Source organism: Curtobacterium sp. JUb34 (assembly GCF_003755065.1).
Taxonomy (GTDB): Bacteria; Actinomycetota; Actinomycetes; order Actinomycetales; family Microbacteriaceae; genus Curtobacterium.
Genome location: NZ_RJVH01000004.1, coordinates 342,707 through 354,975 on the forward strand (window position 1 = coordinate 342,707; position 12,269 = coordinate 354,975).

The window sequence follows — 12,269 nt, forward strand, 5'->3', positions numbered from 1 at the left end:
CGGTCGCCGACGGCAGCTCTGGCGGCGGTTCCGACGCGGAACGACGAACCTGCTGTCGCACGACAACGGGTTCGTCGTTCGGCGTCGGACCCGGACGCTACAGTTCGACGGTCCCGTGGTCGCCGGTGTCCGGCTGGCTCTGCTTGCCGAGCGCGGCCTTGAACATCTGCACCAGGCTGCCGACGGGGCCGGTGTCCTGGGTCCAGTACTCGACCGAGACCCCTTCGACGGTGAGGAGTCGGATCGACGGGTCCTGACGCCCCTCGGGGAACCAGGCCTCGGCGAACGGGGACCAGAGCTCGTCGACGACCGAGTCGTCCTGCGTCACGGTCGCGGTCCCGGCGATGGACAGGTACCCGCCCTGCGACTCGATGGCGACGTTGACGTGCGGGTTCCGAGCGATGTCCTCGACCTTCTCGCTGCCGTCCTGCACCAGGAACCGCAGGGTCCCGTGGAACGTCTTGTCCTGCACGGCGAGGGGCCGGGCGTGCAGGCTCCCGTCCTCGCTCACCGTGGTGAGCAGTGCCGTGTGGGCGCCGTGGACGATGTCCGAGATGGCGGCGCGCTGGTCCGTCTGCGTGTCGGTCATGATGCTCCTTTGCGTCGTGCGCCCCACCCGTCCCGACGTTCGACCGCGGGTCCGGCGGGGCCGTACCGTTCCCGCCAGTGTGCCCCTCCACGCTGGGCGCGTCCGGCACCACCCCGACCGGGAGGCCCGCGCCGGCTCCCGCGGGCACGTCCGGACGGGCGGGTGGCCGGTTCGCAGAGCCCGCGCCCCGTCCGGCGCGGATCATGCGCACGCACGGGTCGGCGAGGGTCAGGCGGGCTCGCGGATGGTGGTCTCGACGTCGACGACCTGCGGGACCCGCGGCATCGAGGCGAAGCCGAACGCGACGGGCGGGTCGAGCGGCGCGAGCGTTCCGAGGGGCTCCCCCGCCCAGGTCCCGCGCACACCGGTGACGTCGTGCGCACCGGTCACGCCGTAGTACTCGCGCCGGCCGTTCCCTGCCGAACCGGCGGTGCCGGAACCGGGTGCGACGAGCCGGGCGATCGGGTCGATGGCGGCGAGCCAGCGGGGATCGCGGGCGACGGGCTTCGGCACGATGCGGAGCAGGCGTCCGAGCGGCGAGATCGTGCCGACGTCGACCGAGACCTGCAGGGCGCCGGCGCCGAGCTCCAGACCGCGGGCCGTCCGTCGCGCCCGGACGTCGACCACGGACACGGTGTCGAAGCGGTAGGTGCCGGAGACGTACGCGGCGACGATCTCGTCCGGCGCGAGCAGCACGCTGGTGCCGTCGGGGAGTTCCAGGAACACGTCGGTGAACGCGCCGAAGGGCGAGCGGTCCCACATCCCGACGACGATCCGGACGCCGGAGGTGGTCCCGACGCCCATGATCCGACCGCGGAACCGGCGCTCGACGGGAGGGGTGCTGGGACGTGACGGCATGCCGTGGACCGTACCCGGCGCCCCCGTGAGCCGGACCGACGGAGTCCACCCGGGCCTCCCGGCCGACCGATTCGCGAAAGCGACAGATCGCCGCGAACGTTCCGCGGTGATCTGTCGCTTTCGCGGGGGGGGCGACCCGGCCGACCGCTCCGACCGCTTACGGGACGGGGACGGGCTCGGCGAGCAGCTCGCGCACGCGGGGCGCGACCTGGGTGCCGTAGAGCTCGATCGACCGCAGCATGTCCTCGTGCGGCAGGCGACCGGTCGCGTACCGCATGTCGAACCGCGAGGCACCGAGGATCCGCATGTTCCGGGCGACCTTCCGCGCCACCGTCTCGGGCGACCCGACGTAGAGCGAGCCGCCGGCGGACAGGCCGGCGCGGTAGCCCGCGACGTCCAGGGGCGGCCAGCCGCGCTCCCGGCCGAGCTGGTCGGTGACGGCCTTGTGGTACGGCCAGTAGCGCTCGGCGGCTTCCTCGTCGGTCGCGGCGATGAAGCCCGGCGAGTGCATCGCGATGGGCTGCTGCGGCAGGTCGAGCTGCGTGAGCGCCTGCCGGTACAGCCGTGAGAACGGGGCGAACTGCGCCGGCTGCCCGCCGATGATGGCGAGGAACAGCGGCAGGCCGTACGACGCCGCGCGGATGACCGACTGCGGTGAGCCGCCGACGCCGATCCAGGTGGGGATGGCGCCGTGCTCGAGCTTCGGGAAGACGTCCTGGTCGACCAGGCCGGCGCGCTTCGTGCCGGACCACGTGACGGCGTCGCCGCCGCGCAGGGCCGCCCAGAGCTGCAGCTTCTCCTCGAACAGGACCTCGTAGTCGCTCAGCTCGTAGCCGAACAGCGGGAACGACTCGGTGAACGAGCCACGGCCGAGGATGACCTCGGCACGACCGTTCGAGATCGCGTCGACGGTGGCGAACCGCTCGTACACGCGGACCGGGTCGTCGGAGGACAGCACGGTCACGGCCGAGCCGATGCGGATGCGCTCGGTGCGTGCGGCGATCGCGGCGAGGACGACCTCGGGCGCGCTCACCACGAAGTCGGCGCGGTGGTGCTCGCCGACGCCGATGAAGTCGATGCCGACCTGGTCGGCGAGGACGGCCTGGTCGACGACGTCGCGGATGCTCTGCGCGTCGGACTGCAGCGTGCCGTCGGCGAGTTCGGTGACGTCGCCGAAGGTGTCGATGCCGAGCTGCACGGGGCCGATCCGCTCGGGTGCGGGCGGCGGCACGTCCGAGGGGCGGTCGGTGCCGAATGCGTTGCTCATGGTTCCTCCTGATCGCATTTCCATGCGTTTGCATCAACCTACCACGACCGGGGCAGTCCGGCCAGCCGGCACGGCCAGCGCGGCCAGGCTGGCACGGCCAGCGCCCGCGTGTACGGTCGCCCGCATGCCGAAGCTCCCTGACCAGACCGGACGCAGGATCGTCGTCACCGGCTCCAACAGCGGCACCGGGAAGGAAGCCGCGACCCGCCTCGCCGCCGCCGGTGCCAGTGTCGTGGTCGCCGTCCGCAGCACGGAGAAGGGCGACGCCGCCGCGGCCGAGATCCGCGCCGCCCACCCGCAGGCCGACGTCGAGGTGCGCGAACTCGACCTGGCGGACCTGGCGAGCGTGCGACGCTTCGCCGCGGGCATCGTCGACGAGGACCGACCGATCGACGTCCTGGTCAACAACGCCGGCGTCATGGCACCACCGCAGCGGTTCGAGACGGTCGACGGCTTCGAGCTGCAGTTCGGCACGAACTTCCTCGGCCCGTTCGCACTGACGAACCTGCTGCTGCCGTCGCTGCTCCGTGCCGAGGCACCGCGGGTCACGACGATGTCGAGCCTCGCGGCGATCCCCGGTCGGATCCGGTTCGGCGACCTGCAGTGGGAACGCGGCTACAACGGCTGGCGCGCCTACGGCCAGTCGAAGCTCGCCGACCTGCTCCTCGCGCTGCACCTGCACCGGCTGACCGTCGAGGCGGACCGCACCCTGGTCAGCACCGCGGCGCACCCCGGCTACACCCGCACCAACCTGCAGTCGGCCGGCCGCTCACTCGGCCGTGCGAAGCCGGTGCGGTCGAGCAACCGTGCGCTCCCCTTCACGCAGGCGGTCGAGCAGGGCACGGAGCCGCTGCTCTACGCCGCGGTGGGCCCGAACGCGGTCGGCGGCGCGTACTACGGTCCAGCCGGCCCCTTCGGCCTGACCGGACCGACGACCGCCGTCTCGATCCCCGGCTCGGCGCGGAGCGCGGACCTCGCCCGCTCGCTCTGGGCCGTCGCCGAGGACCTCACCGGGACGCGTCCGCCCCTCTGAGCGCGGGGCGTGGCTCGCACGGTGCGAGGCACGCGGCCGGGAGGCCCGTGGCACGTCCGGCGCGCCGCTCGCGTCAGGCGCGGTGCAGCTCCACGGACCCGTCCAGCCGACCGGGTTCGGTCAGGCGGGCGTGTTGGAGGACCGTGCGCTCCGCGCCGATCGCCGCGGCGACGATCGACAGCGTGGTCATGTGCCCCTCGGCCTCGTGGGCGTCGCGGAGGATCGCGTCGGGGTGGTCGCTCGGCAGCGCAGCGGACTCGGCCAGGACGCCGAACCACCCGCCCCAGCCGTCCCCGGCGTCGTCGCCGGCGTCCACCGAGCGGAGTTCGTCGAACGGCCCGAGCACCGGCGGACCGACCGGGGCGTCGACCGCGCGGAAGGCCTCCAGCCAGCGGCCGATGCGCGGCGACGACGGGTCGTCCGGTTCACCGTGCGTCACCATGTGCACGCCCGGGCCGAGCTCGGTCGTGCGGACCCGCGTGCCGTCCCAGGTCAAGACCGCTGCGCCGTCGGCGGTCGCCCGCACCAGGTTGAACGCGCGGGTGGTCGGCAGGGTGCCGTCGTGTCCGGGCAACAGGCCGTCGGCGACGGCGTCGACCGGCACCACGCCCCGGGTCGTCCACGTCCCGTCGGCGGTCGGCACCGGCTCGCCGCGGTTCAGCACGACCGCGAGTCCGGCGCGGTCCGAGGCCGCCAGCCACGCACCGCCGGCAGCACGGTCACGGACACCGCGGACCCCGGGGTCGCGGTCCGGCCACCACGCCGCCGGCGGGTCCCAGGGCCGCTCGGGCGACTCGTCCCGCAGGGCGAGCACGGTGACGGACCACACGGACCCGGGGTCGACGCGGACGACGACGGTGCACATGCCGTCGATCCTCGCACGTGCCCCCGGTAGCGTGAGCGACGTGAACGCAGCAGCAGAGCGCACCCTGACCGTCATCGTGGGGATCACCGGGGGCATCGCCGCCTACAAGGCCGTCGGCGTGGTCCGCGACCTCGTCAAGCGCGGGCACGAGGTGCACGTGGTCCCGACCGAGGGGGCGCTGCGCTTCGTGGGCCTGCCGACGCTCGAGGCACTCAGCCGCAACCCCGTCACCACGAGTGTCTGGGACGACGTCTCCGAGGTCCGTCACGTCGCCCTCGGCCGTCGCGCGGACCTCGTCGTGGTGGCCCCGGCGACCGCGGACTCCCTGGCGCGGATGGCGAACGGCCTGGCGAGCGACCTGCTCGGCACGACGCTGCTCGCCACCGACGCGCCCGTCGTCGTCGCTCCGGCGATGCACCCGCAGATGTGGGAGCACCCCGCGACCCGGGCCAACGTCGCCGTCCTGCGCGAGCGCGGCGTGCACCTGGTCGGACCGGTGGTGGGCGCACTGACGGGCGACGACGCGGGCATCGGCCGGATGGCGGAACCCGAGGACATCGTCACGGCAGCGCTCGCCGTGCTGGACGGACCGGACGCCGCGGGCCGACGCACCGGCACCGACCGGGTGCCGACGTCCGGCGCCCGGGCACGTGGCGAACAGGGCGACCTGTCCGGCGTCCGGGTGGTCGTCAGCGCGGGCGGCACCCGCGAACCGTTCGACCCGGTGCGCTTCGTCGGCAACCGGTCCAGCGGTCGCCAGGGCCTGGCGATCGCCGCCGACGCCGCAGCCCGCGGCGCCGTCGTCACCGTCGTCGCCGCGAACGTCGAGGCCGGCCTGACCGCAGGGATCGACGCGACCGTCGTGCCGGTGGGGTCCGCGCTCGAACTCGCCGAGGCCGTGCACGCCGCGGCGGCCGAGGCAGACGTCGTCGTGATGACCGCAGCCGTCGCCGACTACCGGCCGGCCGAGGTGCTCGCCGAGAAGCTGAAGAAGGACGCACAGGGCGAGCGGATGACGCTCGAACTCGTGCGCAACCCCGACGTGCTCGCCGACCTGGTGGCCGCGCGGCGCACCGGGCAGGTCATCGTCGGGTTCGCCGCCGAGACCGAGCCCGACCGCGCCGCCCGCATCGAGCTCGGACGGGCGAAGATCGCCCGCAAGCCCGCCGACCTGCTCGTCGTGAACCACGTCGGCTGGTCGGCCGGGTTCGAGCGCGAGGAGAACGCCATCGAGGTCCTGGTGCCGGGCGGCGAGGTCGTCCGCGAGACCTCGGGCACGAAGGCCGAGGTGGCGGCGGCGGTCCTCGACCTCGTCGCGACCGCACTGACCTGATTCCGAGGACCGGCGAGCACGATGGGGCGATGCGACGACGTGAGCGGATCAGACGTGCCACCCGGACCGCCGGCCTCCTCGCCGTGCTCCTCGGCGGAGCCGGCGTCACCCACTTCGCACGGCCGCGGCACTACGACCGGATCGTGCCGGACGCCCTGCCGCCCCGGCTGACGACGGTCGTGTCGGGCGTGGCCGAGCTCGGGATCGCCGCGGGACTCGCGTTCCCGGCGACACGACGGGCCTCGGGGTGGGCCGCGGCAGCCCTGTTCGCGGCCGTGTTCCCGGCCAACGTGAAGATGGCGAACGACCTGCTCGACAGCCCGCGGTCGACCCGGGCGATGCGGCTCGTCTCGGTGCTGCGACTCCCACTGCAGGCCCCGCTCGTCCTGTGGGCCGTGCGCGTCGGCCGGCACGCGCCGAAGCGGTGAGCCAGCCGTCCTGGACGCGTGCGGCCGTGCCGCTGCTGCACCGCCCGGTGACCCAGCACGCGTGGGACGACATCGTCTTCGCGCACTGGCGGCACGACCCCGACGCCCTGACCCGACTCGTCCCACGGGGAACGCGGCCCGACGTGGTCGACGGCAGCGCCTGGGTCGGACTGACGGCGTACGTCTTCCGCGAGACCCGGGTGCCGCCGTTCCCCTCCGCCGGACGCCTCGGCCGCATGACCGAGGTCACCGTCGAGGTCCTGACCGTGGACGACCAGGGCCGTCGCGGTGTCGCCTACCGCACCGTGGACACCGCGAACGTGCCCGCGATCGTGGCCGCACACGCGCTGCTCGGGGTGCCGTACACCTTCGCGCACGCCCGGTCCCGCCGCCGTGGCGAGGTCGTCGCGCACCGGTCGGTCCGGCACCCGGCACGTGCCCTGCACCCGGTGCGCTGGGCACGGTCGCTGCGGCAGGAGCGGCCATCGGGCACGATCAGGCCCCGGCACGCGGCCTCGATCCGGGTCACCGCCGGCGACGTCGTCGACACGCCGCTCGCCGCCGAGCTCACCACCCGGGCCGGGATCCACGCCCGGTACCTGGCGCAGACGCTGTTCTGGCAGCGGCAGCACCCGCCGCTGACGGTCCGGTCGGCGCGCCTCGACCGACTCGAGGGCGACCTGCCGGACGCCGTCGGCATGCCGGGGCTGTTCGACCGGGCACCGGACTCCCTGCTCGTCGTCGACGGCACCACGGTGCGGTACGCCTGGGGCGGGGTCGTCCGGTGAGCGACCACACGACCGGCGACCCCACCCGGTACGACCTCGACCGCTTCCTGCGGGCGCAGGACGGCGTGCTCGACGACGCCCTCGCCGAACTGCGGCGCGGGCGGAAGACCTCCCACTGGATGTGGTTCGTCTTCCCGCAGCTCGCCGGCCTCGGGCGGAGCGCCACCGCGGAGCACTTCGGCGTGCGTGGGCTCGCCGAGGCGCGTGCGTACCTGGCGCACCCGGTGCTCGGCGAACGGCTGCGGACCGCCGCCACCGTCGTCACGGACACGCCGGCGCCCTCGGCAGAGGCGCTCCTGGGCGGGACGGACGCCCTGAAGCTCCGGTCCTCGATGACGCTGTTCGGCCGGGCGGCCACCGGTGCCGAGCCCTTCGCAGCGGTGCTCGACCGCTGGTTCGGCGGCGAGGAGGACCCGGTCACCGTCGGCCTGCTGGACGCCGGCGACCGACCACCCGGGGACACGCGCTGAACCGAGCGGAACGCCGGTCTTATATCAGGTACGGTGATCGGTGCGCGTGCACCGACCGCGCCCCGATCGAAGGAGAACGCATGCCGGTCCCCCGCAGCGCCCCGACCGAGCACCAGCTGCTCCGCGACACCGTCCGCCACAAGATCCACGACGCGATCATGGACGGCACCCTCGTCCCCGGCGAGCGGCTCAACGACGACGAGCTGATCGCCTGGCTCGGTGTCTCCCGCACCCCGATCCGCGAGGCGCTGAGCCAGCTCTCCCGCGCCGGCCTGATCGAGATGGCGCCGAACCGGTACACGCGCGTCACGACGCCGGACCCCGCCGAGGTCATCGAGGCGATGCAGACCCTCGGGGTGCTGTTCGGCGGTGTCGTCCGCCTCGCGGTGCCGCGCCTCGGCGCCGGTGCGCGCAAGAAGATCCTGGCGCAGCTCGACAAGACGATCGCCGAGCTCGAGTCGCACGACGTGCCGGCCGTCAACCACGACGCGCTCGACGTGTTCGCGCTCTACGTCGCCGAGTGCGGGAACGAGAACCTGCAGCGTGTGTGCCGAGACACCATGGACGGCCTGGCGTTTCGCCTGCGCCTGCCGAACCTCGACGAGCTCGTCGACTGGGACCGCATGACCGAGGACTTCCGCCGGCTGCGCGCCGCGACCGAGTCCGGCGACAACGTCGCCGCCGAGCTCGCGACCGAGGCGATCCACCAGCTGCCGGGCGAGAAGCGCTGAGTCCGGCTGTACCGACGTACAGGAACCCGCCCGTCTCGCCAGCGCGAGGCGGGCGGATCACGTTCCCCGGGCCTCCCGGACACCCCGTCCAGGCCCGTGATCGACGCGCACGACGCTCCCAGACTGGGCGTCCGGCGAGCCGATAGCATCGCTGGCGACCACCCGATCGCCCACCCGGAGCAGCACATGAGTCCTCGATCGACGGACCGTACCGAGGTCGCCGCACGTCTGGCCGCGGCGGTCGGACGGATCAACCGGCGAGCACGGACGGACTCGGCCTCGCTCGGGTACGGGATCGTGTCCGCACTCGCCACCATCCAGCGCGAAGGACCCCTGCGTCCGGGCGACCTGTCGCGGATCGAGGTGGTCACGAAGCCCACGATGACCCGCATCCTGACCGAGCTCGAGCAGCGCGGGTTCATAGAGCGCGAAGCCGATCCCCGAGACGGCCGCGCCTTCATGGTCTCGGCCACCGCCGAGGGCATCGAGGCGGTCGAACGTGCGCGGTCCGACCGCACCGGCATCGTCGCCGAGCTCATCGCGGAGCTCGGCGAGTCCGACGTCGCGGCGATCGCCGGGGCCCTCGACGCCCTCGAACGCGTCGCCCAGGGCGACCGGGTTCAGGAACCTCACACGTTCTAGGCCCGAGCGGGCCGTTACCGAACCGTTACCAACAGGTGGACGGACGGTTCTGCCAGCGATCCTGGACGCGTCACCCAGTCGGGCGGGTCATCGTGTCGGCTTCGCCCGACGACGGCCTCCCCAGGGCCGGTCGCGGCGGACGGACGGGCCCCACACCACCGTCCGGTCCTCCCCGGTTCGCCGGACTCCCCCACCGACGCTCGTCCCGACGAGCGTCACGCCCCCAGACCGCCACCGGCGCGTCCGGGTGCCCGGAGTCCCGCACCACGAACCGCCCGACCACCGGAACCGATGCCAGGACGTACTCCCGACCTCCCCACCACCGCCTCGACCCGACGTGAGGCCCTGGACTCCCCCAGCCGGCGCATGCGCCGAGCCCTGCACCACCGGGCGCTCCGCCACCGTGCGACCCTCGTCGTCGGCGGCGCCGCGGTGCTCGCCGTCGCCGGCGGCGCCCTCACGATCGGTACGCAGCCCGCCATCGGCGAAGCCCTCGGCATGCCGACCGGCACCGCGAGCGCGTCCGCGACGGCCCAGCCGGCCCTGCACGGCACCGCCCTCGACCGTGCCCAGGCGGCGGCGACCATCTCGACCGCGAAGACCGTGCTGGCCACAGCGAACGACAAGACCGACACGGCGTCGCTCGAGCAGCACGTCCATGCGCTGCGCGACTACCCGGAGCTGTCCGGCGCCGCGCTCACGACGCGCATCTCGTCGACCGTCGAGTCGACCGCACACGTCGCCCAGGCCAGCGCGACGCAGGACAAGCGGGACGTGGACGCGAAGGCAGCAGCAGCCGCGAAGGCCGCCGCCGAGAAGCGGGCCGCAGCAGCCGCCGCCGAAGCCGCCCGCGCCCTCGCGGCCGGCAACACCGTCGCCGGCGCCAAGGCGACGGCCACCTCGCTGGCGTCCTCCGAGTACGGCTGGGGCGCCGACCAGTTCCAGTGCCTCGACAACCTGTGGACCAAGGAGTCCGGCTGGGATTACCAGGCCGTCAACGCCAACGGCGGGGCGACCGGCATCCCGCAGGCACTGCCCGGTTCGAAGATGGCGACCATCGGCTCGGACTGGCGGACCAACGCCACGACCCAGATCAAGTGGGGCCTGCAGTACATCAGCGCCGCGTACGGCACCCCGTGCTCGGCGTGGGCGCACTCGCAGGCGAACAACTTCTACTGAGCAGCGACTGCACCTGATCGTCGCTGAACGGCCCCGGGTTCCGCCCGGGGCCGTTCGTCCTGTAGGCATACCGGGTGACGACGATCGGACTGCGCCGGATGGCGCCCCGCGACCCCGCCGAGGACCACCGCGCCGCGAGCCCCCTGGAACTGCTGTTCGACCTGGTGTTCGTCGTCGCAGTCGGGTTCGCCGCCACCAACCTGCACGAGATCGAGGCCGAGGGGCACGTCAGCTCCGCGGTGGTGGCCTACGCGATGGTGTTCTTCGCCATCTGGTGGGCGTGGCTGAACTTCAGCTGGTTCGCGACGTCGTTCGACACCGACGACTGGCTGTACCGCGTCACGACGTTCGTGCAGATGGCCGGCGTGCTCGTGCTCGCCGCCGGGGTGCACGCCGCCATGACCGAGGGCGACTTCACGGTCCCGGTGATCGGCTACGTGGTGATGCGCCTGGCGATGGTGGCGCAGTGGCTCCGCGTCGCCGTGTCGTCCCCGCGCTACCGCCGCACCGCACTCCGGTACGCCGTGGGCATCGTCGTCGTGCAGGTGCTCTGGGTCGGCATGCTCGCGCTGCCGGAGGGATCGACGGCGTGGGCGTTCCCCGTCCTCGTCCTGCTCGAGGTGCTCGTCCCGCCGATCGCCGAGGGCACGGGGGAGACGACGCCGTGGCACACGCACCACATCGCCGAGCGGTACGCGCTGTTCACGCTCATCGTGCTCGGCGAAGGACTCGTCGCCTCGGCGAACGCGGTCATCGACGGCATCGCCGAGGCAGACCACCTCGCGTCGCTGCTCGTGCTGGCGGCCGCCGGACTCGTCATCGTCGCCGGACTGTGGTGGATCTACTTCTCACGCGAGCAGCACGACCACATCCGGAACCTGCCGAGCGCCCTCGTGTTCGGCTACGGCCACTACTTCGTGTTCGCCGCCGCCGGGGCGCTGCCGGCCGGGATCGAGGTCGCGGTCAGCGCGGACGCCGGCGAGGCCCAGCTGTCGCACGCCACGGTCGCAGCGACCGTGGCCGTCCCGGTCGCGCTGTTCGTGCTCGCGATCTGGGCGCTCGCACTCCGTCCGTCGCTGTCCGCCGGGTGGAACGCGACCGTCGTCGTGCTGGCCGTCGCGGTCCTCGCGACGATCACGGTGCCGGACGTCTCACTCGTCGCCACCGCGGTGCTCGTCGCTGGGATCGTCGTGGTGCTCGAGGTCGCCGAGCGGCGGCCGGGGACGCGCCGCGCTCGGTGACGGGCTGAGCGACGGGTGCCCGTCGTGCGCCAGGTGCTCGCGCACGAACGCGATGACCGCGGCCGCACGCGACCGCGGCTCCGCGTAGAGGGTCGTCAGGGTCAGACCCCGCCGCCCCGGGATGCCGAGGTCCTCGCACTCGAACTCGAGCAGCCCGAACGGCGGGATCACCTCGTACGCCGGACCGGTCGTGAACACCCGGGTCTCGTGCGACGCCCAGGCCGCGGCGAAGTCGGGGTCGCGGACCGAGAGCCGTCCCACGATGTCGACGAGGCGGGGGTCGGCGGGGTCGGCGCGCATCCGGAAGACCGCCACCATCTCGCGGGCCCGTCGGGACCACTCCGGGTAGATCGTCCGGTCCATCGCGGTGAACATCTGGACGAGCCGGTTCGCCCCCGGCCGCATGCTCTCGCTGAGCGCCGCCGCCAGCGGGTTGGCCGCGACGACGCCGATCACCTCGTCCGCGACGAAGGCCGGTGCGTCGTGACGGGCGACGAGCCGTCGGAGCTCCGGGTCGTCCGGGGTCCTGGTGCGCGGGTCCGGCGGTGGTGGAGCCGGTTCGGACAGCCGGAGCAGGTACGTCCGGCCGGTGTCGTCCAGTGCGAGTGCCCGCGCGAGGGCGAGGAGTACCTGTGTGGACGGCTGGTGGTCACGCCCTTGTTCGAGTCGCAGGTAGTACTCGGCGCTGATGCCGGCGGCGGCGGCGACCTCCTCGCGACGCAACCCGGGCACGCGGCGGTTCGGGTCCGGGGCGAGGCCGACGGCCTCCGGCGGGGTGGCGTCGCGCCGAGCCCGGAGGTAGTCGCCGACGAGCGTTGCCCTGCTGACCACGTCCGCCTCCCGTC

The 12,269-nt window shown here is 73.5% G+C and carries 14 protein-coding genes; 9 read left to right on the top strand and 5 right to left on the bottom strand.

Features of this window, described 5'->3' with window-relative positions; genetic code table 11:
* Positions 1–97 precede the first annotated feature (97 nt).
* From EDF63_RS15660 to EDF63_RS15670, 3 genes are all read right to left on the bottom strand, one after another.
* Positions 98–589, bottom strand: a complete 492-nt coding sequence (locus EDF63_RS15660) for a pyridoxamine 5'-phosphate oxidase family protein (protein WP_123313918.1) — start codon at positions 587–589, stop codon at positions 98–100.
* 228 nt (positions 590–817) lie between these two features.
* Positions 818–1,447 carry a hypothetical protein gene (locus tag EDF63_RS15665; protein WP_123313919.1) on the bottom strand — a complete coding sequence of 210 codons (630 nt, stop codon included), beginning with the start codon at positions 1,445–1,447 and terminating at the stop codon, positions 818–820.
* 157 nt (positions 1,448–1,604) lie between these two features.
* Positions 1,605–2,714, bottom strand: coding sequence for an LLM class flavin-dependent oxidoreductase (locus EDF63_RS15670; protein ID WP_123313920.1), 1,110 nt, complete (start codon positions 2,712–2,714; stop codon positions 1,605–1,607).
* Positions 2,715–2,838: 124 nt separating this feature from the next.
* Between EDF63_RS15670 and EDF63_RS15675 the strand changes: the two genes are divergently transcribed.
* Positions 2,839–3,747 carry an SDR family oxidoreductase gene (locus tag EDF63_RS15675; protein ID WP_123313921.1) on the top strand — a complete coding sequence of 303 codons (909 nt, stop codon included), beginning with the start codon at positions 2,839–2,841 and terminating at the stop codon, positions 3,745–3,747.
* Positions 3,748–3,820: 73 nt separating this feature from the next.
* On the opposite strand, the gene EDF63_RS15680 is transcribed toward EDF63_RS15675, so the two are convergent.
* On the bottom strand, positions 3,821–4,612 hold the full coding sequence (locus EDF63_RS15680) for an NRDE family protein (RefSeq protein WP_185021463.1): 792 nt from the start codon (positions 4,610–4,612) through the stop codon (positions 3,821–3,823).
* 64 nt (positions 4,613–4,676) lie between these two features.
* Here EDF63_RS15680 and EDF63_RS15685 point away from each other — a divergent pair, with 64 nt between their 5' ends.
* The 8 genes from EDF63_RS15685 (at position 4,677) to EDF63_RS15720 (ending at position 11,424) form a co-directional block, all read left to right on the top strand.
* On the top strand, positions 4,677–5,945 hold the full coding sequence (locus tag EDF63_RS15685) for a phosphopantothenate--cysteine ligase family flavoprotein (protein ID WP_123314087.1): 1,269 nt from the start codon (positions 4,677–4,679) through the stop codon (positions 5,943–5,945).
* 29 nt (positions 5,946–5,974) lie between these two features.
* Positions 5,975–6,373 (top strand): hypothetical protein, encoded by a 399-nt coding sequence (locus EDF63_RS15690; protein WP_123313923.1) that lies wholly within the window; start codon positions 5,975–5,977, stop codon positions 6,371–6,373.
* The gene (locus EDF63_RS15695) at positions 6,370–7,161 is read left to right on the top strand and encodes a YqjF family protein (protein WP_185021464.1); all 792 of its coding nucleotides are present in this window, start codon (positions 6,370–6,372) and stop codon (positions 7,159–7,161) included. The genes EDF63_RS15690 and EDF63_RS15695 overlap by 4 nt, the downstream gene beginning before the upstream one ends.
* Positions 7,158–7,631 (top strand): DUF1810 domain-containing protein, encoded by a 474-nt coding sequence (locus tag EDF63_RS15700; RefSeq protein ID WP_123313925.1) that lies wholly within the window; start codon positions 7,158–7,160, stop codon positions 7,629–7,631. Before EDF63_RS15695 ends, EDF63_RS15700 begins: the two co-directional genes overlap by 4 nt.
* Positions 7,632–7,711: 80 nt before the next feature.
* Positions 7,712–8,362 carry a GntR family transcriptional regulator gene (locus EDF63_RS15705; protein WP_123313926.1) on the top strand — a complete coding sequence of 217 codons (651 nt, stop codon included), beginning with the start codon at positions 7,712–7,714 and terminating at the stop codon, positions 8,360–8,362.
* Positions 8,363–8,548: 186 nt separating this feature from the next.
* Positions 8,549–9,004, top strand: a complete 456-nt coding sequence (locus tag EDF63_RS15710) for a MarR family winged helix-turn-helix transcriptional regulator (RefSeq protein ID WP_123314088.1) — start codon at positions 8,549–8,551, stop codon at positions 9,002–9,004.
* 291 nt (positions 9,005–9,295) lie between these two features.
* On the top strand, positions 9,296–10,183 hold the full coding sequence (locus EDF63_RS18755) for a hypothetical protein (protein ID WP_185021465.1): 888 nt from the start codon (positions 9,296–9,298) through the stop codon (positions 10,181–10,183).
* A gap of 74 nt (positions 10,184–10,257) precedes the next feature.
* Positions 10,258–11,424 (top strand): low temperature requirement protein A, encoded by a 1,167-nt coding sequence (locus EDF63_RS15720; protein ID WP_260233132.1) that lies wholly within the window; start codon positions 10,258–10,260, stop codon positions 11,422–11,424.
* Here EDF63_RS15720 and EDF63_RS15725 read toward each other — a convergent pair.
* Positions 11,335–12,255 carry a helix-turn-helix transcriptional regulator gene (locus EDF63_RS15725; protein ID WP_123313927.1) on the bottom strand — a complete coding sequence of 307 codons (921 nt, stop codon included), beginning with the start codon at positions 12,253–12,255 and terminating at the stop codon, positions 11,335–11,337. The genes EDF63_RS15720 and EDF63_RS15725 overlap by 90 nt on opposite strands.
* Positions 12,256–12,269 lie beyond the last annotated feature (14 nt).